The sequence below is a fragment of the Brevundimonas sp. GW821-FHT10E09 genome (assembly GCF_058809375.1).
In genome coordinates, this window is the sequence record NZ_JBXASO010000004.1 from 95,994 (window position 1) to 121,807 (window position 25,814).

The following is a 25,814-nucleotide window of genomic DNA, read 5'->3' on the forward strand; positions in this document are numbered from 1 at the left end:
CGATGGCCCATCTGGTTAACGCCTGTTCCTGGGGTCCGTCTTGCACACTCTCGTCGCCGCCGTCGAAGCGATCGATCCGCTGGTCGTCACCGGCAAGGTCGCGGGCGTCTCGGGCCTGTTGATCGAGTCGCGCGGGGGCCTGTCGCGTCTGGCGGTCGGGGCCCGGGCCGAGATCAGCCGGCGCGGGCAGACGGCCCTGCCGGCCGAGGTGGTGGGGTTCCGCGACGCCAAGGCTCTGCTGATGCCGTTCGGCCCTGTCGAGGGGGTGGCGCCCGGCGCCGAGATCCGCATCATCGACCAGGCCGCCAGCGTGCGCCCGACCACGGCCTGGCTGGGCCGGATCATCGACGCCTTCGGCAATCCCATCGACGGCAAGGGCCCCCTGCCCCAGGGGCCGGTCCCCTATCCGCTGCGCGCCCCCCCGCCCCCGGCCCATTCGCGCGGCCGGGTGGGCGAGCGGCTGGACCTGGGGGTGCGGGCCATGGACGTCTTCACCACCACCTGCCGGGGCCAGCGCCTGGGCATCTTCGCCGGCTCGGGCGTGGGCAAGTCGGTGCTGCTGTCCATGCTGGCCAAACAGGCCACCTGCGACGCCGTCGTGGTCGGCCTGATCGGCGAACGGGGCCGCGAGGTGCGCGAGTTCGTGGAGGAGACCCTGGGCGAAGAGGGGCTGAGACGCGCCGTCGTCGTGGTCGCCACCTCGGACGAGCCGGCGCTGAAACGCCGCCAGTCGGCCTATATGACCATGGCCATCGCCGAATATCTGCGCGACCAGGACCTGGAGGTGCTGTGCCTGATGGACAGCGTCACCCGCTTCGCCATGGCCCAGCGCGAGATCGGCCTGGCGGCGGGCGAGCCGCCGACGACCAAGGGCTATACCCCCACCGTCTTCACCGAACTGCCCAAACTGCTGGAGCGGGCCGGGCCGGGACCGGTGCGGCCCGACGGCACGACGGCGGCCCCCATCACCGCCCTGTTCACCGTCCTGGTGGACGGCGGCGATCATGACGAGCCCATCGCCGACGCCGTGCGCGGTATCCTCGACGGCCATATCGTGATGGACCGCAAGATCGCCGAGCGCGGCCGCTTCCCCGCCATCGACGTGCTGAAATCCGTCAGCCGCACCATGCCCGCCTGCCAGACCCCGCCCGAGCGCGAACTGAACAAGCGCGCCCGCCAGTGCCTGTCGGCCTATGCCAATATGGAAGAGCTGATCAAGATCGGCGCCTATCGCACCGGGGCCGACCCCATCGTGGACCGCGCCATCGCGCTGAACCCCGCGCTGGAAGATTTTTTGAGCCAGGACAAGGACGACGCCACGCGTCTTACCGATTCCTTTACCCGGCTCGAGCACATCCTGAACCAAGGCATGATCAGAGAGTGACGAAATGACCGCTTGGGCCCAATCCCTGATCCGCATCTCCAACTACGAAGTCGAGACCCTTCAAAAACGCCTTGCCGAGATCACGTCCCGCCGCGCCACCGCCGAGATGCGCCTGGCCGTTCTGGACGCCGAGGTCGAGATCGAACGCGAGCGCGCCCGCGCGGACGCCGACGCCGGCATGATGCTGGCCGCCTATCTGAACGGCTGGAAGGCCCGCAAGGCCGCCGCCGAGGGCGACCTGACCGTGGTCGAAGCCGAGGAGGCCGGGGCCCGCGACGCCCTGACCGGCGCTTTCGAAGAGCTGAAGAAGTTCGAACACGTCGCCGAAACCACCCGCCTGAACAAGCTGCTCGCCGTCGCCAAGCGCGAAACCGCCGCCTTCGACGAGCTGGGCCTGCGGAAACGTGCGGTCTGACAACCAACATGCTTCTCCCTCCCCCTGCGGGGGAGGGGCGTCGCGTAGCGACGGGGTGGGGGCGGCAAGGCGCCGTCGCACGGATTTGAGGCAAACCAAGTCTGTGGGGCCTTGCCCGGCCCGGCCCACCCGGCTTCGGCTACGCCTTCGCCCCCCTCCCCCGCAGGGGGAGGGAGAATAGAATGTCGATCTCGCGCCGCACCGTTCTCGCCTCGGGCCTCGCGCTTCCTCTGGCTGCGCCCCTGGCCGCCTGCGACCGCATCTCGGCCGAACCGACCCCGCCGAACGTCCCCCCGCTGAAATCCGTCGCCCCCTGCCCCTTCGGCGCGGCGATAAAGGCCATGCAGATCGACGACCCCGACTGGGTCGCCCTGGCCCGCGCCAATGTCTCCCAGCTCACGCCCGAGTGGGAGATGAAGATGGAATATGTCCTGGCCGACGGCCTGGATCGGCCGAACTTCGACCGCTCGGACGCGATCGCCGCCTTCGCCCAGGCGAACGGCATGGCCCTGCACGGCCACACCCTGATCTGGTACTCGCAGGGCAAGGAAGCGTTCGCGGGCCTGTCCGGCGCCGCCTTCGACCGCGCCTTCGACGGCTATATCGCCGCCCTGGCCGGCCGGTATCGCGGCAAGGTCCGCAGCTGGGACGTGGTCAATGAGCCGATCCTGGACGACGGTTCGGCCCTGCGCGACTGCCACTGGAGCGCCCGCTACGGCCACGACGGCTATATGCTGCGCGCCTTCGAGAAAGCCCGGATCGCCGACCCCGACGGCGTCCTGTTCCTGAACGAATACAACCAGGAATCCGTCCCGGCCAAGGGCGCCCAGTTCCTGAAACTGGTCGAACGCCTGCTGAAGGCCGGGTGTCCGCTCCAGGGACTGGGGCTTCAGTCCCACCTGTGGATCGACATCCCCGACGGCGTCATCGCCGCCTATATGCGCGAGATCGCCCAGTTCGGCCTGCCCATCCATGTGTCCGAGCTGGACTGCACCCTGCGCACGGAAAACCCGCTGGATCTGCGGTCCCAGGCCGACCGGCTGGCCCGCCAGACCGCCCGCGTCACGGAACTGGCCGAGGCCTTCACCGCCCTGCCCCCGGCGCAGCGGTTCGCCTTCACCGTCTGGGGCCTGCGCGACACCGACAGCTGGTATCGCCAGGGCGACAAGGACGACGGCCGCGACAAACCGCTCCCCTTCGACAGTTTCGGCCGGCCCAATCCGATGGCGGCGGCCCTGGCGGAAGCCTTCAGGGCCTAGACGCAGCGACGCCCGCCGGCCTGGGGCCGACGGGCGCTGTACGACGGATGTGGGGGCGTGCGTCCGTCTTACTTCCTGCCGGGCTTGGCCGGCTTCACCTTGGCCGGGGTTTCGGCGCGGTGGTGACGGGCGCTGCGGGTCTGGTGCTGCGGACGGGCGCTCGAGGTCGCGGCCGGGCGGGCGGTCGCGGCGGATGCGGTCGAGGCGGGCACGGTTCCGGCGAAGGCGGCGCCGCTGGTCAGCAGGACGGTGGCGACGGCGCCCAGGATGGCGGGGGTGCGGAAGGATTTCATTTCAGGTCTCTCTGGTTGAGAACGTCCGGCCTCGTGTCGGACAGTCACTGTTTCGCGCCGCCCTCGGGCGGGTTCGCGTCCGTTCGGTGTCGCCGCATGTCGTCGGCGAACAGATTTGTGTCCGACTGTATCCGCCGCGCTTTGGCCACGAGCCGGGACGACAGATCGCCGTCCTTTCCTGCGCCGAACGCCCATGTCCCAGACCGCCGTCTTTCCCGTCCTGCTGGTCGTCGACGACGACCGCGACATCCGCAATCTGTTGTCGGAACATCTGGAACAGCACGGGTTTCGCACGGTGAAGGCGGCCGACGGACGGGCGATGCGGGCCGCGCTGGAGGCCGGGCCGGTGGATCTGGTGGTGCTGGACCTGAACCTGCCCGACGAAGACGGACTGAGCCTGTGCCGCGCCATCCGCGCCACGTCGCGCACCCCGGTCATCATGCTGACCGCGCGCGGCGATCCCATCGACCGGATCGTCGGGCTGGAGATGGGCGCCGACGACTATATGGCCAAGCCGTTCGAGCCGCGCGAACTGGTGGCGCGCATCCGCACGGTCCTGCGCCGCGCCGGCCATGACCGGGACAGGATCGAGGGCCGCCACGCGGACTTCTCAGGGTGGTCGCTGGACATCGCCGCGCGCGCCCTGACGGCGCCCGACGGGCGGCTGGCGCCCCTGTCCAGCGCCGATTTCGACCTGTTGCACGCCCTGGTGCGCAACGGCGGCCGGCCCCTGTCGCGCGAGCGGATCCGCGCCCTGTCCACCGTGGCCGACGCCGACGACCGCGCCATCGACCTGAGAGTCAGCCGCCTGCGCCAGAAACTGGGCGACGACGCCCGCAACCCGGCCCTGATCCGCACGGTGCGCAGCCTGGGCTATATGCTGTCGGGACCCGTGACATGGCGCGCCTGAGACGCGACGTGGGCCGCGCCGCCGATGGATCGACCGTGCGGCTGTTCCTGCTGCTGCTGGTGGGGGCGATGGCGGCGGCGGCGGTCACCTTCCTGGCGCTTCAGGTCGGCCACCATCGTGGGCTGAAGCGGGCGCACGAGTTCACCACGGCCGAGCGGATCGGCGACCTGGCCCAGTCGGACGACGATCCGGCCGCGGGCGTGGCCGCCGGCCTGCCCCCGGCGCGGGGCCAGAGGCTGGGACCGCCCGACGCGGCCCTGACCCAGGCGGTGGCGGCGGCGTTGGACCGGCGCGGCGTCAGCGGCGTGACCGTGCGGGCCTATGAGGCGGCGGACGCCGTCTGCGGGGCCGATCCGGGCGAGCGGCTGCGCTGCCGCATCCTGACCCTGACGCCCGACGGCGGCCCGGCCATGGCCCCCGTCGCCGTCAGCCTGCCCGCCGCGCCGCGCCCCTGGAGCCTGGGAGGCGAAAGCGCCGCCCTGCTGGCGGCCGGTCTGGCGGCGGTGATCGCCACGGCCTGGCTGGCGTCGCACCGCGCCGCCGCTCCTCTGGCGCGGCTGTCGGCCGGCGCCCTGGCCCTGGGCCGCGACCTGGACCGGCCGCCCCTGGTGGAGGAAGGCGCGCGCGAGGTGCGCCAGGCGGCGGCGGCCCTGAACGTCATGCAGACCCGGCTGCGGGCCATGATCGCCGAACGCACCCGGGTCCTGGCCGCGGTGGCCCATGATCTGCAGACCCCGCTGACCCGGATGCGGCTGAGGGTCGAGAAGATCGGCGACGACGGCCTGCGCGCGCAGTTGATCGCCGACCTGGCGGCCATGCAGCATCTGGTGCGCGAGGGGCTGGACCTGGCGCGGATCGAGACGGCGCCCGAACCGGTGGTTCCCGTCGATCTGGACGCCCTGCTGTCGGCCCTGTGCGACGACGCGGCCGACGCCGGTCAGCCGGTCGTCTTCGCCCAGGGGTGCGGCGCCGTCCTGTCCACCCGCCCCCAGGCCCTGCGCCGCTGCCTGACCAATCTGATCGACAATGCGGTGCGCCACGGCGGGAGCGCGACGGTCTCGGCGATGATCGAGGGGACGAACACCCGCCTGATCGTGCGCGACCACGGGCCGGGCGTGCCCGAGGATCGGCTGGAGGCCCTGTTCGAACCCTTCTACCGGCTGGACCCGTCCCGGTCGCGCGACAGCGGCGGCACGGGCCTGGGCCTGACCATCGCCCGGCGCATGGCCGAGGGCGCGGGCGGGCGGCTGACCCTGGCCAACGCCGAGGACGGCGGCCTGGAGGCGGTCGTGGCGTTCGACGCCCCCTGACGCAAAACGCCCGCCGTTTCCGGCGGGCGTTTCAGGATCAGGTGTCGGCGGCTTTTCAGGCGGCGACGCTGTTGGCGCCTTCGGCCGGGTCGCGCAGCACATAGCCGCGGCCCCAGACGGTCTCGATGTAGTGTTTGCCGTCGGCGGCGGTGGCCAGCTTCTTGCGCAGCTTGCAGATGAAGACGTCGATGATCTTCAGCTCGGGCTCGTCCATGCCGCCGTACAGGTGGTTCAGGAACATTTCCTTGGTCAGGGTGGTCCCCTTGCGGAGCGAGAGCAGCTCCAGCATCTGGTATTCCTTGCCCGTCAGGTGGACGCGGTGACCGTTCACCTCGACCGTCTTGGCGTCCAGGTTCACGGCGATCTCGCCGGTGTGGATGATCGCCTGGGCGTGACCCTTGGAGCGACGGACCACGGCGTGGGTGCGCGCGATCAGCTCGTCCTTGTGGAAGGGCTTGGTCAGATAGTCGTCGGCGCCGCCGCCGAAGGTCTTGACCTTGGTCTCGATCTCGTGGCTGCCCGACAGGATCATGACCGGCGTATTGATCTTGCCGACGCGAAGCTGGCGCAGGACCTCCAGACCGCTCATGTCGGGCAGGTTCAGGTCAAGCAGAATGAGGTCGTAGTCATAGATCTTACCCAGATCGATGCCTTCTTCACCCAGATCGGTCGTATAGACATTGAAGCCTTCCGACTTGAGCATCAATTCGATGCTTTGGGCAGTTGCGTGATCGTCTTCAATCAACAGGACGCGCATTCGTGCCCCTCCAGGCAAAAGCTTTGCGGTAACCACCCAGCCACACGGTTGGGTAACCTTGTTCGCAGGTTAAGACCCGAAAACCTTAAGAAGGGTTAACGCCGAGCCATTGAGTCGTTCCTAAGCTGATTTGCGAATCGCCGTCGAGAGTCTGGAGTCAACGATTCGAAATTAATTAACCATGTTTCCCTCCCGCCCCCCCCCCGCGCCGGCCCCGGTTTCGCATTCGCGGCTCCGAGGCCCAGGTCGCCGACCGGGCCGATCACAACCCCAAGGCGGTTCTGGCTTCACGTCCGCTTCTGACGTCGAATAGGATCATATTCCTATCACAGGCGCCGCGTCGATCTAGGATGGCGCATCAGGTTTGTGATGGGAGAGAGTGATGCTGGAGGATTACAGGGCGCCGGTCGGCGAGGAGGACCGGACCAAGGCCGGGCTGGCGGTGCATCTGGTGGCGGCGCGCACCGGCGCCCTGCCCGACCGGATGACGGCGCGCGGACGGCTCGACCCGCTCAGTTCACGCGCGCGCTGGCTGGCCATGTACCTGTCCCACATCGCCTTCGGCTGGACGCTGGAACGGGTCGGCCATGTGTTCGGCATGAACCGCACGACGGTCAGTGCGGCCTGCCGCTGGGTGGAGGACGAACGCGACAGCCGCGCCATCGACGACCTGCTGGAACAGCTGGAGGCCTGTATCGCGGGCCTGTACGACGCGCCGCGCTGGGAGATGCCGCAATGAGCCGCGCGGTCGAACGCGCACGTGACCTGCTGGTCCGGTCCGGCGCCTGGCTGTCGGCCGAACACGGGGTCTATGCGCTGCGGCTGGGCGCCGACCGGCGCGGCCGCGTCAGCCTGACCCTGGCCGAGCCCGAGTTCCGCGCCCTGATCGACCGGCCCGGCCTGCGCCGTCGCCCCCAGGGCGGCTGGGTCGCGCGCCCGTCCGGCTGCGAAGGCCCCTCCGCCCCGCCGGGCCGACCCGGCGTCATCGACGGCCAGCGCACCCTGATCGACGCAGAGGGCCGCATGATCCGTCACGCCGCCAACCTGGGCGAAAGCCCCATCGCCTGGCTGGCGCGCCGCCGGGACGCGGCCGGCCGACCCTGGCTGACCCCGGCCGAGGCCGCCGCCGGCGAACGCCTGCGCACCGAGGTGGAACAGGCCCGCGCCGGCCCGTCCCTGACCATGCGCTGGGACGCCCTGCCGCGCGCCGGAGCCGGTTCTGCGGCGCGGGTCGAACCCGGCGACCGCGCCCTGTCGGCCGCCCGGCGCGTCGAAGAGGCCCTGACCGCCGTCGGCCCGCGCCTGCGCCCCATGCTGACGCGGATCTGTGTTCACGGCGACAGTCTGAAACTGGCCGAAACCGGCCTGGGCCTGCGCCGCCGCCAGGGCAAGACCCTGCTGAAACAGGCGCTACAGGCCTTGGCGGACCACTATGGGATCGGGTGAGGTCACAGGTATTTCATCCAGGCGTGCGGGCTGCGCCGTTTGACGCCGGCGAACCAGCGGCAGGCGTACCAGCAGGGCACGGCGACCCCGGCGGCCAACAGCCACAGCCAGGCGACGTTCGGCACGCCGAAGCCGTCGCCCTGATTGGCGCCGAACAGGGCCAGGGCCGACAGATAGACCAGGTGCAGCCCGTAGATGTGGATCAGATAGAAGAACAGCGGCGCCCCGCCGAACACGGCCAGAACGCCCGTCAATCGGGACGGCGCCTGTTCCAGGCCTGCGAGAAACAGGGCGCCGAGGCCCAGCGTCAACAGGATGAAATCGGCCGACGGCGGATATTTGGTCAGGTTCAGCACGCTCATGACGGTGTGCAGCGGCGTGGCCTGGACGGCCCAGGGCGTCGGGTCGCCGTAGACATTGAGGCCCCGGAGCACGATCAGCAGCGTCAGGGCGGTCAAGCCGGTCAGGACCAGTCGCCGCAAACGCAGCGACGCATCCCCGACGAACCACGGTCCGATCCCGTACCCCAGGGCCGCCACCCCGATCCAGGGCAGCAGGGGATAGGAGGTCCGCACCTGACCGCCCCAGGGCAGGTCGATCAGGGTGCGGTCGTGCAGCACCGCCCACAGGACATGACCCGGCTGGCCCGCCGCGATCGTGATGGGATCCAGCAGATTGTGGCCCAGGACGATGACCAGCCCCACGGCGATCAGGACCGGACGCGGCAGATGCACCAGGGCGGCCAGGGCGATCATCGACAGGCCGATGGCCCAGATGACCTGGAGATAGATGATCTGGGGCGTGAAGGAGAAGCTCCAGCCGAAGCCGACCAGCGTCAGTTCCAGCACCACCAGAAACAGGCCGCGTTTCAGCAGGAAGTCGGACGCCGCCCGTGCGCCGACCGCCCCTCCCCCTCGGCCGTTGCCGTAAAGCCAGGCGCCCAGTCCCGTCAGGGCGATGAACACCGGTGCGCACAGATGGGCCGACAGCCGGGTGAAGAACAGGGCCGGAGACGTCGTCTCCAGGTTCATCGGGTCCGAGACCTGGGCGTGGATGAAGAAGAACTCCCGCGCGTGGTCCACCAGCATCAGCAGGATGACCAGGCCGCGCAGGGCGTCGATGGAACGGATACGGCCGCCCGAACGGACCTGTTCGGGCGGGGCGACGGAAGCGGGCGCAAGCGTTGCGGCGGTTGACATCATCAGGCGGAAGCGGATAGCCGATACTTTATAACGTTTCAACGGAGTATCACGTGTCCCTGCTTTCGAGCTGCGCCAGCCTGTGCCTTCTGGCCGCCGCCAACGCCGAAGCCGCCCCTGTTCTGGAAGCGGCGCCGGAACCCGCAGAAGCCACAACGGTGGGCGAGATCGTGGTTCTGGGCCGTCGGGCGTCGCCGCATGACCGTACCCTGGGCGTCGGCGCAGTGACCGAGCGGATGTCGCCGTCCAGCCGGTCGATCGAAAGCGACCTGCTGCACGCCGTCGGCGCCACACGCCTGTCCGACGCCCTGGAGCTGGTCAGCGGCGTCAGCCAGCAGAACAACCGCGGCGGGGTGATGGACAATTTCGCTATCCGCGGCTTCCTGGGCACGCCCGACGGCGGGGCCGAATATTATGTCGACGGCTTCCTGGCCAACCGGGGCATGGCCCCGCCGCGCGACCCGGCCACGGCCGAGCGGATCGAGGTGCTGAAGGGGCCGGCCGGCGCCCTGTTCGGCGACATCGACCCGGCGGGCCGGATCAATATCGTCTCAAAGACCCCGCGTTTCACCCCCGACGCCGTCTTCACCGGCACGGTCGGCTCCTTCGGCGTGCGGCGAGGCGAACTGGACGTGACCGGCCCCCTGTCGGACAGCCTGGCCGGGCGGCTGGTGCTGGCGGGCGAGACCAGCAGCGGCTGGCGCGACCATGTCGGGATGGATCGCACCTCGGTCGCCCCGTCCCTGACCTGGCGGCCCAACGACGCCCTCCGCCTGACCTATGTGGGCGAGTTCACGGTCTTCTCGACCCTGTTCGACCGCGGCATGCCCGCCGTGAACGGCGACGCCCTGGCCCTGCCGGAGTCGAACTACTACGGCGAGCCCAGCGACGGCCCGACGCGGTTCCGCAACGAACGGCACCAGATCACCGGCGAGTACCAGATCAGCGACAACTGGAGCCTGAACGGCGGGGTGGCCTGGCGGGGCGGCTCGCTGAAGGGCCTGTCCAGCGACCATTCGCGCCTGGTCGGCGAGACGCTGTGGCGCCAGCGCCGGGGTCGCGACTTCACCGTCGAGGACCTGTCGGCCCGGCTGGAGCTGAACGGCGTGGTGGCGACCGGCCTGGGCGTGCACACTCTGGGCTTCGGGGTGAAGGCCTATCAGCTGACCTATGGCGAGAAGTGGCTGAGGATCAATCCGACGGCGGCCAACCCCTATCCGATCGACCTGTTCAACCCCGTCTATGGCGCGGTCCCCAGCCCCACGCCCCTGCCCTTCACCGACAATCTGGAAACGCGCGAGGTCGTCACCCTGTACGCCCAGGACCTGTGGGAGGTGAACGACCGCCTCAGCCTGGTCGCGGGCCTGCGCTGGGACGACTACAGCCAGACCATCCGCAACAACCGCACCGGCGCCGTGGGCGAGAACAAGGACAGCCCGGTCGATTATCGCTTCGCCGCCCGCTATCGCCTGACCGACGCCCTGACCGCCCACGCCAGCTATGGCCAGTCCTTCGTGCTGAACTCCGGCACGGGCCGGACCGGCGCCGGCTTCACGCCCGAAGAAGGCAAGGGCTATGAGATCGGCCTGTCCGGCGCCTGGGAGAGAATCGACCTCGCCGCCACCGTCTTCGACATCGAGAAGACCAACATCCTGACCAGCGACCCGGTGGACGCTAACTATCTGGCGCCGGTCGGCAAGCTGACCTCGCGCGGGATCGAGCTGGACGGGTCGGTGCGGGTGGGCGAGGCCTGGCAGGTGGTCGCCAACTACGCCTGGACCGACGCCAAGGCCGACGACAAGGCCTTCGCCACCGACAAGGTCCTGAACGTGCCGGAACACTCCGGCTCGCTGTTCGTGGTCGGTCGTTTCGCCACGACCCACGGCACGGACTGGTCGATGACGGCCGGCGCCGCCTATGTCGGCGACCGGGCCGCGACCCTGACCACCGACGGGGTGCGGCTGCCCGCCTACTGGAAGGCCAAGGCGGCGGTCGAATATGGCCTGACGCCCCAGGTCACGGCGCGGGTCGAGATCGACAACCTGTTCGACGAACGCTACGCCGCCAGTTCCTACAGCGCCCTGTGGATCTTCCCCGGCGCCCCCCGCAGCCTGCGCGCCTCGCTGCGGATCGCGCTCTGACGGGCGGGGGGCGCGGGTCGGAACGATTGGCAGACGCGCGCCGTCCCGATAACACGGCGGTCTTGGATCGAGGGGAGACGCGCGTGGGATTGGGACGCTACATCAAGGGCGTGATGTCCAGACTGGCCCCCGGGGCCGCCCCCAATGGGGCGCGCTCCGCCAAGGCGCGGCGGATTCGCGGCCTGCCGGATCGGCGTGTGATGGCGGAAAGCTATGTGCCCGCCCTGGCCGCCGACGGCGGACGCATCCTGTGGGTCGGGTGTCGCGAATATACGCTGGACGACTATGCGGCGCTGGAGGCGAACGGCGGCGAGGTCTGGACCACCGACATCGACCCGTCCGCAGAACGCTGGGGCCGCAAGGGCCGCCACCGCACCGGCGACGTCTGCGAGGCCGACGCTCTGTTCGGCGACCTGACGTTCGACGCCGTCGTCTGCAACGGGGTGCTGGGCTATGGGGTGGACAGCCCCGAGCAGCAGCGGCGGGCCCTGGCGGCCCTGGCGGCGGTCTTGCGTCCCGGCGGGCGGCTGTTGCTGGGCTGGAACACCGACAAGATCGACGACCCGGTGGCGGCGGGCCTGACCGCCCCCGCCTTCGCCCCCGCCCCCCTGGGCGATCGGCCGACGCGGGTGGGGTTCGACGCCGTGACCCACGTCTACGACAGTCTGATCCGCCGCGCCTGATCCGGCGTCAGGGGAAGGAACGGCCCCTGCGCGACACGCCCAACCCGGGCAGCGCCGACGGCCAGAACCGCCGCCTCCGGGGCTGGCCGGCGCCGGACCGGTCCGCCAGGGTTTCGCGCAGCGCGTCCAGTTCCGCCGCACGGGCGGCCGGAGAATGGACCTGTTCGACGAAGGCTTGGCCGCCGCGCGCCAGGGCCAGACGCGCCTGCGGGTCCTCGATCAGCCGGTTCATGGCGTCGGCCAGGGACCGGGCGTCCTCAACCCCGACATAGACCGCGTGGTCGCCGCTGGCCTCACGCAGGCCGCCGCGTCCCGACGAAATCAGGGCCGCCCCGGCCGCGTGCGCCTCGAGCGCGGTCAGCCCCATGGCCTCGCGGACGCGCGACGGCGTGGCGGCGATGGCGGCGCGGCGCGTCACGGCCTGCACCTGGACCAGCGACGCCGACTTGTGGATCTCGACCCGATCGCCGAACCGGTCCAGCAGCCGCACATGGGGCTCGGCCCAGTCGCTGTTCCGGTCCCATTCGCCCAGCACCAGGGCGCCGCGCCAGTCGGGATGACGGTCCAGCGTCTCGGCCAGAGCCTGGCAGAACAGGTCCAGCCCCTTTTCCGGCAGGGCGCGGCCGCAGAACAGGATCAGTTTCTCGCGCGTCTCTGGATCAGCCCGCCAGGCCTCGACGTCGATGGGATTGGACACGACCGCCACCCGGTCCGCCAGGCGCGGATAGTCGGCCGCGAACTCCTGACCCGCGGCCTCGCTGACGAAGACCAGACGGTCGAAACGGGCCAGCCGACGGCCGTAGCGCCAGGCGTCTATCGGATTGTGCGCGGGTCGGATCCGCGTGTGGCGGTACAGGACATGGGTCGCCTGGGGCAGGCTGCGGGTCATTTCGGACGCCGCCTTGAGCTGCTGGTGGTATTCGACGACGGCCGGGTTCAGGGTCGTCAGAATCCGCCCCACCGCGGCATTGCGCGCCTTGCGCCCCAGGCCCGCCGGAACGGTCAGGGTGTGCGTACCGGCCGGCGTCGGGCCGCCCGCGTCGCAGATCAGGGTCACGGCCGCCTGAAGCCGGCTGTAGCCCGACAGGGTGCGGACCACGGTTTCCATCGAATTGCCCTTCTCAGGGCAGAAGTCGCAGCCTCGCGGCAGGATGACGGCGATACGCATGGCCTCAATCTTCCTTCCGACCAGGGGACGCCGTGAACATCTCGGGGTAGGCGACGGCCCCCGTGGCGCGCCGCCCGCGCGGGCCGTTCACGCCCAACAGACGCCGCAGCTTGAAACTGGCCTTCAGCCAGGGCTCGACGGCGGACCGGCGCTCGGCCTTGACGTCGATACAGGTGACGCCGCCCAGGCCGGACAGGGTGTGCAGCCCGTCGGAAAAGCCCGGCGACAGATCGCCCGGCTCGAACCGCCGCACCGTCGAGGCCGCGAACGTCCGGGGCGACAGGGCGTCGATCCGCAGCAGATTGATCGCCACGCCATAGGCGGCGGCGCAATCCTGAACCGGCAGATGGACGGCGCCGTCCTGCACGAAGGCCGTGCCGCCCGGACGCGAGACGTCCAGGCCGCGCATCACCGGATTGCCGGGATGGGGCGTCCAGGGACCGGTCAGGGTCTCGGCCCAGGCCGCATGGAGTTCACGCATCGCCCGGTCGTCCGGCCCGGCCAGGGCGTAGAACAGCCACCACCGGCCGTCGTGGCGGACCACGGTCGGGTCGATGGCCGCCGCCTCACCCAGGCGCGCGACGGCCTGCCACTGATCGGGAAACCGGACGCAGCGATACAGGATCAGGCCGCCGCTCTTGTAGCCCTCAGGCAGCATATAGAGGGCGTCTCCGTCCTGGATCAGGGTCGGATAGGACAGGTGCCAGGGCTCCGACAGGGCCAGGCCCTGGTCCACCAGACGGTCATCGGCGTCGTACCGATAGAAGCGGATCCGGCCGCGACGGAGGTGATAGTCGAACGCCTCGACGAAGACGGTCAGCCCGCCGTCCCGCTGGATCGCGAACGGATCGGCCAGATAGGCGTAGGGGCCGACATCCGGCAGCCAGACGATCTCGTCCGGGCGGGGCGGGCGATCCACGACATCGGCCAGGGGACGTCGGATGAAACCGGAACGCCACAGGTCGAACATGACGCGGTCCTCAGCCGGCCTGAGGCGGCGGGGCGACCGACCGGCAGTGTTCTGAAATCACGCGCATCCTGGTTCCGACCCGACGTTCTTCGACGCTCTCGATCAAGCTTTACCTTAGGAAGGGCGTCGAGAACGAGGCGTGGGGCGAAATAAATCCGTGCGGCCTCACCCCGCCGCCCCGTTCGCGATCTGGGCCGCCTCTCGAATCCGGCCGACCATGCTGTTCAGGCCGTTGGCGCGCTGGCGCGTCAGGGCCGAGGGCAGGCCCAGACGGTCCAGTGCGGCCTTGGCGTCGAAGGCCAGGATCTCGGCCGGGGTGCGGCCGGAATAGAGTTTGAGCAGCAGAGCGATATTGCCCTTGGACAGGGCGCTGTCGCTGTCGGCGGCGAACCACAGGCGGTCGCCCTCGACCTGGGTCGCCAGCCAGACCCGGGCGGCGCATCCGGGCACCTGGTTGGCCTCGATACAGTCGGCCGGGTCCAGCGGGGCCAGGCCCTTGCCCAGTTCGATCACATATTCGATCCGCTGCTCCCAGTCGCCCAGCAGGTCGAAATCCTCGGCCAGTTCGGCCAGGGTCTGGTCAAGACTGTCGGTCGGGGGCGTGCGCTGGGTCATGGCCGCCAGATAGGCCGCGCGGCCGTTAACGACAACTGGCTGTTTTGTCCCCCGATATTCATGGTGAACGCGGGTTCGGATATCGCCTGGAACGGGAGCGGCCTCGCACCGACTCGGCGGCCGGTTTAGGCTCCAGACGAGCAACAACGGCCAGAACGCTTGTACGTCCACCCGCCACAGTCACGGCAGACCCCCTCCACGACGAACGCCGCGCGTTCGGCGACGGCGGTCCCGTCATCGCTGTTGGCCCTGTGGCACGCCTGCTGGGCGGTGGCGGCCAGCGTGACCGCCTTTGCGGCCCAGAGCCTCGGCGGACTGCCGGACAATGTGCTGGCCGCCCTGCTGCTGACGGCCCTGCCCGGCATCGGCGGGGTGATGCTGATGGTGCGCGATTCCATCGGCCTGAGATTCGTCCTGATGGGAGGCTGGCTGCTGGCGTCGGTGGCGGCGGCCGGCCTGACCGGCGGGGCGACCGGGGCGGTGCCCGGCCTGCTGGTCATGCCCCTGGCCGCGGGCATCGTGCTGGACCACCCGCGGATCGGCGACGACCGTCTGACCCGGCTGGGGATCGCCGCCCTGGTCCTGCCGCTGGTTTCGGGCCTGATTTCGTCGCTGCTGAACGGCGCCGAGGCCCAGCCGCCGGTCCTGGCCGCCGTCTCCGGCCTGCTGGCCGTGGCGGCCACCGCCTCGGCCATCGGCCTGACCTGGAACGAGCGCCGCAAACGCCTGACCCTCGCCGAGGCGAACAGCCGCCGGGTCGAGGCGGTGCTGAACGCCCAGCCCGGCCTGACCCTGCTGCTCGATCCGGCCGGCCGCGCCGTCGCCGCCTGGGGCGCGCCGCCGCCGTCGGTCTCCATCGACGCCCTGGTGAACCAGGGCCTGATCGCCGCCGTCCACGCCCCCGACCGCCCCGCCGTCGCCGCCGCGCTTCAGCGGGCCGCCGCCGGCCAGACGGCCGAGATCCTGTTCAGCCCGCGCCTGGCCCTGGACCGGCGCGTCGTCATGATCCTGCGGCGGTTCGACCACGGCCAGGATTCCGGCGGCGATTCCGGAGGCGACCCGCCGCGCCTGATCGCCCAGGCCTTCGACGGCACCGCCCAGTTCGCCCGTGAACTGGGCCTGGAGAGCGCCCGCGCCGAGGCCGAGGCCCAGAGCGCCGGCAAGACCCGCTTCCTGGCCAATATGAGCCACGAGCTGCGCACCCCGCTGAACGCCGTGATCGGTTTCGCCGACATCATGCGTCAGCGCCTGTTCGGCCCCCTGCCCGACCGCTACGCTGGCTACGCCGACTCGATCCATCAGGCGGGCGGCCATCTGCTGGACCTGATCAACGACGTGCTGGACCTGTCGAAGATCGAGGCCGAACGCTACGAACTGGCCCTGGAGTCCCTGGACGCGCGCGACCCCGTGTCGGCCGCCGTCGCCCTGGTCCGCGTCCAGGCCGACGACAAGGGGGTCGATCTGGCGCCGGTCCTGCCGTCCATTCCCCTGACGGTCCAGGCGGACGCCCGCGCCCTGAAGCAGATGGCGCTGAACCTGTTGTCGAATGCAGTCAAATTCACCCCGACCGGCGGGTCCGTCACCCTGACCCTGGACGGGGTCGGCCCCTATCTGGAGCTGGTGGTGTCGGACACCGGCGTCGGCATCGCGCCGGAGGATCTGCGACGGGTCGGCCGTCCGTTCGAACAGGCCGGGGGCGCCGACCAGAAGGCCCAGGGCACGGGCCTGGGCCTGTCGCTGGTCCGGTCCCTGACCGAACTGCACGGCGGCCGGATGAGCATCGACAGCACCCTGGGCGAAGGCACGGCCGTGATGGTGCGGCTGCCGGTCATCCCCATCGAACCGGTCGAGACGCGGGACGAGGCGCCGGTCGAAGACCTCGTCGCGCCCTGACCGTCTAGGTCTGCCCCATCGACAGGAAGGCGCGGCCGGCGGCGAAGTCGCCGGTCTCGAAGGTCGAGCGGGCCACGCTGCCGTCGCGGAACAGGAATTCGACGGTGAAGATCTCGCGCGGATCCAGGGCCGACAGGGCATCGGCCGCCGAGGTCGGGAAGACCCACATCTGGCCCGCCTCTCGCCCCTCGACCAGCAGGCCGGCGTCCGCCGCCGAGACGCCCGAGGCCCAGACGGCGCGGCGCTGGGTCTGGGGCGGCAGTTCGCGCGCCAGCCAGGGCCGCGGCGCCACGGTCGCGTCGCGCATGACGATCCGCACCCCGGTCGGCCGTGACCGGCCCTGCCAGGACACCACGGCCGCCAGCTGGTCCGACCGGCCCATCCCGCCGACCATGCCGAACCGCACCGGCGAGGCGCCGGTCCGCGTCGCCTGCATCAGCCGCCAGGTGGGCCGGGCGTAGGCGGCGCGATCAGCGCTCCAGCCCGCCCGTTCGCCGGGAAAATTCATCCGCGCCATCCGCGACCAGCCGGAGAAGGCGTCGCGCACCCGGCCGCTGACCGTCTTCAGATCGGGGGAGTCGCACCGGGTCGCCGCCGCCCGCGCCCGCGCCCGCGCCGCCGTCTCGGCCAGGTCTCGGTCATTGCCGCCTGCGCGCAGGGCCGCGCCCCGCGCCTGCCAGGCGGCGGCGGTCAGGGCGGCGGTCAGCTGGGGCTGGAACAGGCCGCAGCGGGCGTTGGCGGCCAGGACGAAGCTGCGCTCATAGTATCGATCCGCCGGCGCCGCGCCCGCCATGCCCGGACCCGCCGCGACCGGGGCGGCGATCAGGGCGGCGGCGATCAGGGCTTGGGTTCGCCGGGTGGAAGAGCCTATTCTCATCCCCTGACCCTGGCACGTCCCGCCTTTGGGTCTGGTTTCCGTACAGGGTTAGCGAATTGCTTCTATCCAGCGACCTGTGGGTCAGCGCCCTGATCCGCCGCGCCGAGCTCGAGGGCGCCTACGCCACCGTGGTCAAGAAGGGCGACGACCGCGCCGGCTCGGTCATCGTCAAGGCCTACGACACCGCGACCCGCACCGCCAAACTCTACACCGAGGCCTTCGGAAACGACGGTGAACCCCTGTGGATCCAGCCGGTGACCAGCGACAGCGAATCCGAACTGGACGCCTATATCGCCCGCCAGCGCACCTACGACCCCGACCTCTGGGTGGTCGAGATCGAAGACAGACAGGGCCGCCACTTCATCACCGAGAAGGTGCAGGGCTAAGGCGCGAAATCACCCGGCCGCTTTCTCCTCAGCGGTCGCGAGGGTCTGGTTCTATGGCGGACGCCTGTTTCATAAACCGACCCTCTGGCAGACTCAATTTGCATGCGATTGCGGTGTAAGGCCTCCGAATGACCAGCGAAACGATCACCCTCGCCGAAGCCGATCCCGCCGAGTTCGCGATCTTCAAGAAAGAGCTGCAGGACGCGTTCGCAGTGGCGGTCGTCGATGAGTTCGGCGATCTTCCAGATGGGCCGATCCCCTCGGACGAGGTGTTGGACGGCGCCGTCAAATCCCCTGGCGCGGTGGCGCTGCGCATATTGTGCGATGGCCGGAAGGTCGGCGGCGCCGTCGTCACAATCGACCCCGTGACCCACCGCAACTCTCTCGACCTCTTTTTCCTGAAGGTCGGCGAGGAGGGTCGGGGGCTCGGCCTCAAGGCCTGGCGCGCCATCGAGGACCGTTTTCCCGAGACGATCGCCTGGCAGACGCACACCCCGTATTTCGAGAAGCGAAACATCCACTTCTACGTCAACAAGTGCGGCTTCAGGATCATCGAGTTCTTCAACAAATACCACTCCGACCCTAACAATCCTGAGGCGCAAGACGATCTTCCCGGAGACGGGGACGCTTTTCAGTTCGAAAAGATCATGAGAGCGTCAAGTTCAGAGCTTTGAGCAGGTGGGGGTGGACAGCTCCCTCTCGGACCTTGCGTCGCCCGCTCTGGATCGGCCCCTATCCCTTCCGCGCGTCGAACGCCGCCCGCGCCGCCTCGATCCGGTCGATGTTCTTCTCCGCCCACGTCCACACCCCGCAAAACGCCTCGGCCAGGGTGAAGCCCAGGTCGGTCAGCCGGTATTCGACCTTGGGCGGGATGACCGGATGGACCGTGCGCACCACCAGGCCGTCGCGCTCCATCTGACGCAGGGTCTGGGTCAGCATCTTCTGGCTGATGCCGCCGACCAGTTCGCCCACGCGCGTGAACCGGGTCTCGCCGTGTTCGGCCAGGACCTCCAGGATCAGCATGGTCCACTTGTCGGCCACCCGGCCGATCACCTCGTTGACCAGGGCCTCGACGCGCGGATCGGCGACCTCGCCGGTCTCGGGGTGTGAAATTCTTGCGGGCGGAACAGCCGTCATGTCCATTTCTTCCTTCGCGGTAAGTATGGCGGTTTCCAGTACCTACTTTCCAATGGAGAGTGACCGTCATAACTGAGTTTCCGCACTGACGCACCCCTGAGGAGAGCCCCATGAACATCAGCGGAAACACCATCCTGATCACCGGCGGCGGCACCGGCATCGGCCGCGCCCTGGCCGAGGCCCTGCACGCCCGCGGCAATCAGATCATCATCACCGGCCGTCGCGAAGACGTGCTGAAGGACGTCGCCGCCGCCAATCCCGGCATGGCCTGGGCCGCCCTGGACGTCGCCGATCCCGCCGCCGTCGCCGCCTTCGGCGAACAGGTGGTCAGGGATCACCCGGCCCTGAACGCGGTCATCCTGAACGCCGGGATCATGAAGGTCGAGGACCTGAAGGCCCGCCCCTTCGACTTCGCGACCGTCGAGGCGACCATCGCCACCAATCTGCTGGGCCCGATCCGCCTGACGGCGGCCTTGCTGCCCCATCTGCAGGCCCAGCCCGCCGCGACGATCATGACCGTCACCTCCGGCCTGGCCTTCATCCCCCTGGCGGCGACCCCGACCTACAACGCCACCAAGGCGGCCATCCACTCCTGGACCGAGTCCCTGCGCCATCAACTGCGGGACACCGCCGTCGAGGTGCTGGAACTGGCCCCGCCCGGCGTCGCCACCGACCTGATGCCGGGCCATGCCGAAAACCCCGCCTCCATGCCCCTGGCCGACTATACGGCCGAGGTGATCGGCCTGATCGAAAGCGGCGACACCCCGCGCGGCGAGATCCTGGTCGAACGGGTCAAGCCCCTGCGCTTCGCCGAGGCGAACGGCTACGCAGCGGTGTTCGAGATGCTGAACGGCTGAGGCCTCTCCCTCCCCCTGCGGGGGAGGGGGGGCGGAGGAGGAGCCGAAGCCGGGTGGGAAGGGCCGGGCGACGCATCACAGGCTTGCAAAAACAGGTGCGCCCGCGCCCTGCCGCCCCCACCCCGTCGCTGGCGCGACGCCCCTCCCCCGCAGGGGGAGGGAGAGCTTCCCTTCTACTCTCCCACCGTGATCTCCAGGGGCCGCGACATGAACAGGCGCGGCCCGCCCAGGTCCAGCGCCAGCCGCCGATCCTCGAACGCCCCCATGCCGATCAGGGCCTTGGGAAAGCCCGGCACGGGCACGTCGTCATAGATGGCCACCTCCGCATTGCGGTACAGCTCGTCGGCGAACGTCAGTGTGCGGACCGTCACCGCCTCGGCCCGCACCACCCCGCCCAGCACCAGGCTCTGCCCCGGCCGCCGTTCACGCCCGTCCAGCAGGCCCGCCGCCTGGGCCGTCTCGCGCGTCACGGCCAGAACGGCCGAGGCGCCGGTGTCGATCACCGCCTCCACCGTCGCCCCCTCGACCGTGATCCCCGCCTGCAAGGCCTTGCCCGCCCGGGTCACGGCGACGGCGGCCATGTCCGGGGTCGGCGTCCAGACCTCGTGCTTCAGGAACCGCATCCGCCGTCGCCCCGTGTCCAGCTCCAGCACCAGTTCGCGCAGCACGTCCTGCCCCAGGATCAGCGGCGCGCCCAGCCCCTGATCGCCCGCCAGCGGCCCCAGGTCCAGGATCGCCGCCCGCAACCCGTCCAGCCTCAGCCGCCCGACCTCGACATCCAGGGCCGCGCCCCGTCCCATCTGCGGCTCGCCCCCGACGCCGTAGGCCACCATGGGAATATTGAAGACATCGGTCAGCCCCAGGGTCTGGACCAACGACCGGTCGATCACCGAATACTGGGCGCCGGAATCGACCAGGGCCCGCACCGGGGTTCCGTTGACCGTCACGGCGACCGTCGGGGTGACGGCGCGGCGTGCGGCGTAATCCAGCCAGCCCGACGCGCCGTCCGCCGGAAACCCGACGCCCGGCGCCTTCCACAACACATGGTCGCGCAGCCACCAGGCCCCGCCCACGGCGCCGGCGACCAGGCCCAGCCGGATCAGAAGATCGCGTCGTCTCATCCCCCAGACATGGACCGTCCCGCGCTCAGGCGCCAGCGGGGACGATGGTCGCAGGGGCACGCCCGAGCGCCCAGGCGGCATGAATTTGTCGCACGGGCGCATCTTCGCCGCCCACCCGACAATTTCCTCCCCCGAACGACCAGAAACCGGGTGACGACGCCGCCCCGGCTGGTTACGACCAGACCATCATGAGCACCTCCAGCGCCCGTTACGTCTCCACCCGCGGTCAGGCCCCCGAGACCGACTTCGCCGACGCCCTGCTGCGCGGCATCGCCCCCGACGGGGGCCTCTATATGCCGGCCGCCTGGCCGACGTTGTCACCCTCGGCCTGGGATGCGACCGCCGACTACAAGTCCATCGCCCTGGCCGCCGTCGCACCCTTCATCGGCGACGCCCTGCCCGCCGGCGCGCTCGACCGCGCCCTGGACCGCCTGGCCGCCGGCTTCGCCCACCCGGCCGTCACCCCCCTGGTCGAGCTGGAGCCCGGCCTGTTCGTGCTGGAACTGTTCCACGGCCCCACCGCCGCCTTCAAGGACCTGGCGATGCAGCTGGTCGCCGCCCTGACGGACGAGGCCCTGGCCGCCTCGGGCGAGCGTCTGACCATCCTCACCGCCACCTCGGGCGACACCGGCGCCGCCGCCGTCCGCGCCTTCGCCGGCGCCCAGTCGGTCGATCTGGTCGTGCTCCATCCGCTGGATCGCGTCTCGCCGGTGCAGCGCAAGCAGATGACGACGGTTCAGGCCGACAATGTGCTGAACCTGGCCGTGCGTGGCGACTTCGACGACTGCCAGCGCCTGGTGAAGGGCCTGCTGGCCGAGGAGTCCCTGCGCGAACGCGGCCGTCTGTCCTCGGTCAATTCGATCAACTGGGCCCGGCTGGCCGGCCAGATCCCCTATTATGTCTCGGCCACGGCCCAGCTGGGCGGCCCGGCCACCTTCGTCGTCCCCACCGGCAATTTCGGCGACGCCTTCGCCGGCATCGCCGCCACGAAAATGGGTCTGCCGTGCAACGGCTTCGTCGCCGCGGTGAACCAGAACGACGCCCTGGCCCGCGCCATCAATGACGGCATTTACTCACGCCGTCCGGCGGTCGAAAGCGGCAGCGTCTCCATGGACGTCCAGGCCCCGTCAAACTTCGAACGCCTGGTCTATGAGGCCACCGGCCGCGACGGCGACCGCACCCGCGCGGTGTTCGAAACCTTCGCCCGCGACGGCGCCGTCGCCTTCGATCCCGACCTGCTGGCCGCCCTGCGCGCCGCCGTCTCGGCCGTCTCGGTCGATGAGATGGAAACCCGCGCCGAGATCGCTCACGCCTATGAGACCTGGGGCCGCGTCGTCTGCCCGCATACGGCTGTTGCGCTGGCCGCCGCCCGCCGCGTCGATCGCTCGACCGGCCCGGTCGTCGCCCTGTCCACCGCCCACCCGTCCAAGTTCGGCGCCTTCGTCTCCGCCGTCCTCGGCTTCGAACCCGAACCCGCGCCCGTCATCGCCGCCCTGGGCGACCAGGCCGAACGGATGACGATCATCGACGGCACGATGGACGCGGCCCTGGCCGCGGTCCGCGCGCGCTGACCCATAAATCTCCCTCCCCCGCGGGGGAGGGGCGTCGCGCAGCGACGGGGTGGGGGCGGCAGGGCGACAACGCACCGCCCCAATCTAACAGATATCTGTGGGCCCTTGCCTTGCCCGCCCCACCCGGCTCCGCGTCGCTTCGCCCCCCTCCCCCGCAGGGGGGAGGGAGAGCGTTTTATTACCTACCGCCGCCGCGTCAGCATCCCGAGCAGCATCAGGCCGACGCCCGCCACCGACAGGGTCGTCACCAGCGGCCGCTTGCGCGCTTCGCCGGCCACGGCCCGCGCCTTGTCGCGATAATCGACCGGGGTCTTCTCGACCAGCCGATCCACCGCGTCCATCGCCTTGCCGAAGGTGTCCAGCGACCGGCCCTTGGCGTCCTCGAACGCCCCTTCGACCTGCAGCTTCTGGTCGCCGACCAGCTTGCCGAAACCCTTTTTCGTCTTACCGGTCGCCTCATACGCGGCGCCCTCGATCCGTTCGTCGGTCATATTGAAATCTCGTCCTCGGGGAGCGCGACCCTCATGGCCGCGTAACCAAGAAAATCCCGGAACCCGCTTCCGTTCCAGCGACAAGGCGGCGCAGGCGCGGCTGTTCGGCTTTTCGATCCGACAGCCGGTTCCCGCCAGCCTTCGCCAGGCGCTCGGGGCAAAATCCAGTTGCCCCGACGACTGCGGGGCAGCCTTCATTTGCAACGGGAATTCTCCATGTATCAGCTCAAAGACAAAGTCGCCGTCGTGACGGGCGCCAGTTCGGGCATAGGTCACGCCGCCGCCCGACTGTTCGCCACGCTCGGCGCCAAGCTCGTGGTCTCCGGCCGTCGTGACGCCGAACTCGCCGACCTGGTCACGATGATCGAGGCCGAAGGCGGCGAAGCGGTCTCGGTCGTCGGCGACGTCCGTGACGAAGCGACGGCCGTCGCCATGGTCCAGGCGGCAAAGAACCGGTTCGGCGGCCTGGACATCGCCTTCAACAACGCCGGGATCCTCTCCGAGATGGCGCCGACGCCGGACCTGTCCGTCTCCGGCTGGCGCGACGCTCTCGACGTCAACCTGACCGGCGCCTTTCTGTGCGCCAAGCATCAGATTCCCGCCATGCAGGCGCGCGGCGGCGGTTCGATCATCTTCACCTCGACCTTCGTCGGCCACACCGTCGGATTTCCGGGCATGGCGGCCTATGCCGCCTCCAAGGCCGGACTGATCGGTCTGACCCAGGTCGTCGCAACCGAATTCGGTGCGCAGAAGATCCGCGCCAACGCCCTTGTTTGTGGCGGCGCAGACACCCCGATGGGCCGCAGCGTTGCCGACACACCCGCAGCCCTCGACTTCATATCTGGGCTCTACGCCCTCAAACGGATCGCCCAACCCGAAGAAATCGCTCGCGCGGCCGCCTTCCTCGCCTCCGACGCCTCCAGTTTCATGACCGGAACGGCGACCCTGGTGGACGGCGGCGTGTCGATTTGCCGGACCTGATCGGGCCCGTGTTGATCGCCTCTCCCCGTCAAGGGGAGGGGTTGCGCCCGCAGCGAAGCGGGTGGGGCCCGACGCGAGGCCGGGCCGCCAAAGTTCATCGAACTTGTCAAATCCGGAAGATCGGACAACATGCAAAGCCGCCTGTTCGCGGCGATCAGGAACCTTGGCCATGTTGTTCCCCGCCGCCGTAGCGGCCTTCATATCTGTTCAGGCCGCGCCTTCTGCGGCTGAGATTCTTCAAGGTCTCGACCTGACGTCCTTCCGGAACTCGACGGGCCCATCCCGAGCGGAAGGCCTGCGACGTCCCGCCGACTGGTCCTTCTCGAATCTGACGGTGGAAGACGATGTCGCCAGCTTGCAGCGGACGGGCAACAGATGGCGGCTCGGCCTGAAAATACTGCGATCCACGCCCGACGGCGTCGTTGCCTGCTTCTATGATCAGGCGCTGAATAGCGGGAGCTACAGGACTCAGAAAGCCCTGTTGATCGTCCGGGACGATCTGGGCGGCTATCGCGTCCAGGACCAGGACATTGTCGACCCCGCCTGCCTGCCCAATCCCGGACAAGGGTGACCCTCTTCCAAGGTCTCCTTCCGACCTCGTGGGGAGGTGGCGCGAGCCTCGTCGGCGCCGTGACGGAGGGGTTCTGAACTCGGATTCGGTGGCGCGGAAAGAGCCCCTTCACCCCCTCGGGGCCCCTCCCCACAAGCGGGGAGGAGACAGATTGAAGTCGAAGCGTGAGCAGGACCGGAGCTGTCAGCTATCCCAATTCCGCGACCACACTGTGCGCATTTTCAGCGCCCTGGCGCCTGAAACAGGCTTCAACCTAACGCCCTTCAAAACCGTGCCATACTCCTCGCACGGTCTTTGAGAACTGAACCCCAGCCGCCCCGGCGAAACTGCACTTTGCACATTGCACCGTCTTTTCCGCCCGGTGCAATTTCACCGCCGCGCGAAACACTGGACGAAAATAGACTCCATTTTTTGAGTCTAATCAGGCCGTCTCCAGCGCCCGCCAGTGGTCCATGCGACGCAGGAAGACCGCCGGGTCCTTGGGCGTGACCAGTTTGGAGGGGTCGTGGAAGATGCGATCGTGCAGGCGGGTGACGGTGAACCTCAGGGCCGCCGCCTCGCCCAGTCGCGGCAGGGCCGCGCGCTCGGCCTCGCTCAGCGGCCGCACCGCCTCATAGCCGCGCTGGAAGGCGGCCAGGGCGTCGGGCATCGGTCGGCCCTCAGCGTCGAAGCCCCAGGCCGACAGGGCGATGGCCAGATCGTAGACCAGCGGCCCGGTGCAGCCGAAATAGAAGTCGATCACCGCCGACACCGCCCCCTCTTCGAACAGGATATTGTCGGGGAAATAGTCGGCATGGATCGGCCCGACGGGCAGATCATCCGTAAACGGATCATCCAGCCGCGCCAGCGCCGCCTCGACCTGGTCCAGCAGCGCCCGGTCCTCGCCCGAGGCCCCCGCCGCGCACCGGTCCGCCAGCCGTCGCCACATGGCCGGACCAACCGGGTTCTCCCGCCGCCCGGCGAACCCGGCCGCCGTCTGGTGCAGCCGCGCCAGCACCGCCCCCGCCGCCGCCTGATCGGCTTCCGACGGGTGGAGCAGCCAGGCGCCGGTCTTCCATTCTATCACCGCCGCCGCCCGGCCGTTCAGCCGCCCCAGCCAGCCGCCCGACCGGTCCTCGATCGGGGTCGGACAAGGAAAGCCCCGCCCCGCCAGATGGGCCGTCAGCCCAAGGCAAAACGGCAGCGACGCCTCGTCCGTCCGCGCCTCGAACAGGGTCAGGACGAACCGCCGGCGGGCTGCCCCCTGCCGGGTCTCCAGCCGGTAATTGGTGTTCTCCACCCCCTCGGCGATGGCGGTCAGTTCGACCACCTCGCCCAGGTCGTAGCCGGCCAGGAACCGCCGGGCCTCGTCCAGCGAAACGGGGGTGAAGACGGCCATG

General features: G+C 69.7%; 27 protein-coding genes. 16 read left to right on the forward strand and 11 right to left on the reverse strand.

Annotated elements, in window-relative coordinates; all coding sequences use genetic code 11:
* Positions 1-40: 40 nt before the first annotated feature.
* The 3 genes from fliI to AC1RSI_RS05110 all read left to right on the forward strand — a co-directional run bounded on the left by fliI (position 41) and on the right by AC1RSI_RS05110 (position 3,058).
* Positions 41-1,384 carry a flagellar protein export ATPase FliI gene (gene fliI / locus AC1RSI_RS05100; protein WP_008260293.1) on the forward strand — a complete coding sequence of 448 codons (1,344 nt, stop codon included), beginning with the start codon at positions 41-43 and terminating at the stop codon, positions 1,382-1,384.
* Positions 1,385-1,388: 4 nt separating this feature from the next.
* The gene (locus AC1RSI_RS05105) at positions 1,389-1,799 is read left to right on the forward strand and encodes a flagellar export protein FliJ (protein WP_008262669.1); all 411 of its coding nucleotides are present in this window, start codon (positions 1,389-1,391) and stop codon (positions 1,797-1,799) included.
* Between the two features lie 182 nt (positions 1,800-1,981).
* Positions 1,982-3,058, forward strand: a complete 1,077-nt coding sequence (locus AC1RSI_RS05110; protein WP_008263348.1) for an endo-1,4-beta-xylanase — start codon at positions 1,982-1,984, stop codon at positions 3,056-3,058.
* Between the two features lie 68 nt (positions 3,059-3,126).
* Here the strand turns inward: AC1RSI_RS05110 and AC1RSI_RS05115 are convergent, their stop codons facing one another.
* Positions 3,127-3,351: a hypothetical protein gene (locus AC1RSI_RS05115; RefSeq protein WP_008262985.1), complete on the reverse strand. Its 225-nt coding sequence runs from the start codon at positions 3,349-3,351 to the stop codon at positions 3,127-3,129.
* 193 nt (positions 3,352-3,544) lie between these two features.
* Between AC1RSI_RS05115 and AC1RSI_RS05120 the strand changes: the two genes are divergently transcribed.
* The gene (locus tag AC1RSI_RS05120) at positions 3,545-4,261 is read left to right on the forward strand and encodes a response regulator (protein ID WP_008262223.1); all 717 of its coding nucleotides are present in this window, start codon (positions 3,545-3,547) and stop codon (positions 4,259-4,261) included.
* Positions 4,249-5,571: a sensor histidine kinase gene (locus AC1RSI_RS05125; RefSeq protein WP_154727035.1), complete on the forward strand. Its 1,323-nt coding sequence runs from the start codon at positions 4,249-4,251 to the stop codon at positions 5,569-5,571. Before AC1RSI_RS05120 ends, AC1RSI_RS05125 begins: the two co-directional genes overlap by 13 nt.
* Before the next feature lie 55 nt (positions 5,572-5,626).
* Here the strand turns inward: AC1RSI_RS05125 and ctrA are convergent, their stop codons facing one another.
* On the reverse strand, positions 5,627-6,328 hold the full coding sequence (gene ctrA / locus AC1RSI_RS05130; RefSeq protein WP_008260932.1) for a response regulator transcription factor CtrA: 702 nt from the start codon (positions 6,326-6,328) through the stop codon (positions 5,627-5,629).
* Positions 6,329-6,710: 382 nt separating this feature from the next.
* Here ctrA and AC1RSI_RS05135 point away from each other — a divergent pair, with 382 nt between their 5' ends.
* Both AC1RSI_RS05135 and AC1RSI_RS05140 read left to right on the forward strand, forming a co-directional pair.
* Positions 6,711-7,067, forward strand: a complete 357-nt coding sequence (locus AC1RSI_RS05135) for a helix-turn-helix domain-containing protein (protein ID WP_050771595.1) — start codon at positions 6,711-6,713, stop codon at positions 7,065-7,067.
* Positions 7,064-7,774 carry a DUF6456 domain-containing protein gene (locus tag AC1RSI_RS05140; RefSeq protein WP_154726751.1) on the forward strand — a complete coding sequence of 237 codons (711 nt, stop codon included), beginning with the start codon at positions 7,064-7,066 and terminating at the stop codon, positions 7,772-7,774. Before AC1RSI_RS05135 ends, AC1RSI_RS05140 begins: the two co-directional genes overlap by 4 nt.
* 2 nt (positions 7,775-7,776) lie before the next feature.
* Here the strand turns inward: AC1RSI_RS05140 and AC1RSI_RS05145 are convergent, their stop codons facing one another.
* Positions 7,777-8,976 carry an acetyltransferase domain-containing protein gene (locus AC1RSI_RS05145; RefSeq protein WP_008264380.1) on the reverse strand — a complete coding sequence of 400 codons (1,200 nt, stop codon included), beginning with the start codon at positions 8,974-8,976 and terminating at the stop codon, positions 7,777-7,779.
* Between the two features lie 50 nt (positions 8,977-9,026).
* Here AC1RSI_RS05145 and AC1RSI_RS05150 point away from each other — a divergent pair, with 50 nt between their 5' ends.
* Complete coding sequence (locus tag AC1RSI_RS05150) at positions 9,027-11,114, forward strand: TonB-dependent siderophore receptor (protein ID WP_154726750.1); 2,088 nt, start codon at positions 9,027-9,029, stop codon at positions 11,112-11,114.
* Positions 11,115-11,197: 83 nt separating this feature from the next.
* Entirely contained in the window at positions 11,198-11,797 is a 600-nt protein-coding gene (locus tag AC1RSI_RS05155; RefSeq protein WP_008262235.1) for a class I SAM-dependent methyltransferase, read from the forward strand.
* Between the two features lie 7 nt (positions 11,798-11,804).
* Here the strand turns inward: AC1RSI_RS05155 and AC1RSI_RS05160 are convergent, their stop codons facing one another.
* The 3 genes from AC1RSI_RS05160 to AC1RSI_RS05170 all read right to left on the reverse strand — a co-directional run bounded on the left by AC1RSI_RS05160 (position 11,805) and on the right by AC1RSI_RS05170 (position 14,550).
* Positions 11,805-12,965 carry a glycosyltransferase family 4 protein gene (locus tag AC1RSI_RS05160; protein WP_008261799.1) on the reverse strand — a complete coding sequence of 387 codons (1,161 nt, stop codon included), beginning with the start codon at positions 12,963-12,965 and terminating at the stop codon, positions 11,805-11,807.
* A gap of 4 nt (positions 12,966-12,969) precedes the next feature.
* Positions 12,970-13,935, reverse strand: coding sequence for a glucosamine inositolphosphorylceramide transferase family protein (locus AC1RSI_RS05165; RefSeq protein WP_008261125.1), 966 nt, complete (start codon positions 13,933-13,935; stop codon positions 12,970-12,972).
* Between the two features lie 165 nt (positions 13,936-14,100).
* On the reverse strand, positions 14,101-14,550 hold the full coding sequence (locus AC1RSI_RS05170; RefSeq protein ID WP_008259705.1) for a SufE family protein: 450 nt from the start codon (positions 14,548-14,550) through the stop codon (positions 14,101-14,103).
* 243 nt (positions 14,551-14,793) lie between these two features.
* Here AC1RSI_RS05170 and AC1RSI_RS05175 point away from each other — a divergent pair, with 243 nt between their 5' ends.
* Complete coding sequence (locus tag AC1RSI_RS05175; protein WP_154726749.1) at positions 14,794-16,443, forward strand: sensor histidine kinase; 1,650 nt, start codon at positions 14,794-14,796, stop codon at positions 16,441-16,443.
* A 4-nt stretch (positions 16,444-16,447) separates the two neighbouring features.
* Here AC1RSI_RS05175 and AC1RSI_RS05180 read toward each other — a convergent pair whose 3' ends face one another.
* Positions 16,448-17,320 carry a hypothetical protein gene (locus AC1RSI_RS05180; protein WP_154726748.1) on the reverse strand — a complete coding sequence of 291 codons (873 nt, stop codon included), beginning with the start codon at positions 17,318-17,320 and terminating at the stop codon, positions 16,448-16,450.
* Between the two features lie 56 nt (positions 17,321-17,376).
* Between AC1RSI_RS05180 and AC1RSI_RS05185 the strand changes: the two genes are divergently transcribed.
* On the forward strand, positions 17,377-17,706 hold the full coding sequence (locus AC1RSI_RS05185; protein ID WP_154726747.1) for a DUF1491 family protein: 330 nt from the start codon (positions 17,377-17,379) through the stop codon (positions 17,704-17,706).
* A 128-nt stretch (positions 17,707-17,834) separates the two neighbouring features.
* Entirely contained in the window at positions 17,835-18,380 is a 546-nt protein-coding gene (locus AC1RSI_RS05190) for a GNAT family N-acetyltransferase (RefSeq protein ID WP_154726746.1), read from the forward strand.
* 58 nt (positions 18,381-18,438) lie between these two features.
* Here AC1RSI_RS05190 and AC1RSI_RS05195 read toward each other — a convergent pair whose 3' ends face one another.
* Positions 18,439-18,843, reverse strand: coding sequence for a winged helix-turn-helix transcriptional regulator (locus tag AC1RSI_RS05195; protein ID WP_230307712.1), 405 nt, complete (start codon positions 18,841-18,843; stop codon positions 18,439-18,441).
* 110 nt (positions 18,844-18,953) lie between these two features.
* Here AC1RSI_RS05195 and AC1RSI_RS05200 point away from each other — a divergent pair, with 110 nt between their 5' ends.
* The gene (locus AC1RSI_RS05200) at positions 18,954-19,700 is read left to right on the forward strand and encodes an SDR family oxidoreductase (RefSeq protein ID WP_154726745.1); all 747 of its coding nucleotides are present in this window, start codon (positions 18,954-18,956) and stop codon (positions 19,698-19,700) included.
* A 173-nt stretch (positions 19,701-19,873) separates the two neighbouring features.
* Here the strand turns inward: AC1RSI_RS05200 and AC1RSI_RS05205 are convergent, their stop codons facing one another.
* Positions 19,874-20,821 (reverse strand): aspartyl protease family protein, encoded by a 948-nt coding sequence (locus tag AC1RSI_RS05205; RefSeq protein ID WP_154727080.1) that lies wholly within the window; start codon positions 20,819-20,821, stop codon positions 19,874-19,876.
* Between the two features lie 188 nt (positions 20,822-21,009).
* Between AC1RSI_RS05205 and thrC the strand changes: the two genes are divergently transcribed.
* Complete coding sequence (gene thrC / locus AC1RSI_RS05210) at positions 21,010-22,392, forward strand: threonine synthase (RefSeq protein WP_154727081.1); 1,383 nt, start codon at positions 21,010-21,012, stop codon at positions 22,390-22,392.
* A 182-nt stretch (positions 22,393-22,574) separates the two neighbouring features.
* Here the strand turns inward: thrC and AC1RSI_RS05215 are convergent, their stop codons facing one another.
* Positions 22,575-22,883, reverse strand: coding sequence for a CsbD family protein (locus AC1RSI_RS05215; protein WP_035310390.1), 309 nt, complete (start codon positions 22,881-22,883; stop codon positions 22,575-22,577).
* A 216-nt stretch (positions 22,884-23,099) separates the two neighbouring features.
* Between AC1RSI_RS05215 and AC1RSI_RS05220 the strand changes: the two genes are divergently transcribed.
* Complete coding sequence (locus tag AC1RSI_RS05220; protein WP_154726998.1) at positions 23,100-23,864, forward strand: SDR family oxidoreductase; 765 nt, start codon at positions 23,100-23,102, stop codon at positions 23,862-23,864.
* Between the two features lie 169 nt (positions 23,865-24,033).
* Positions 24,034-24,435, forward strand: a complete 402-nt coding sequence (locus AC1RSI_RS05225; protein WP_008264108.1) for a hypothetical protein — start codon at positions 24,034-24,036, stop codon at positions 24,433-24,435.
* Between the two features lie 421 nt (positions 24,436-24,856).
* Here the strand turns inward: AC1RSI_RS05225 and thrB are convergent, their stop codons facing one another.
* On the reverse strand, positions 24,857-25,813 hold the full coding sequence (thrB, locus tag AC1RSI_RS05230; RefSeq protein WP_008263476.1) for a homoserine kinase: 957 nt from the start codon (positions 25,811-25,813) through the stop codon (positions 24,857-24,859).
* Between the last annotated feature and the right edge of the window lies 1 nt (position 25,814).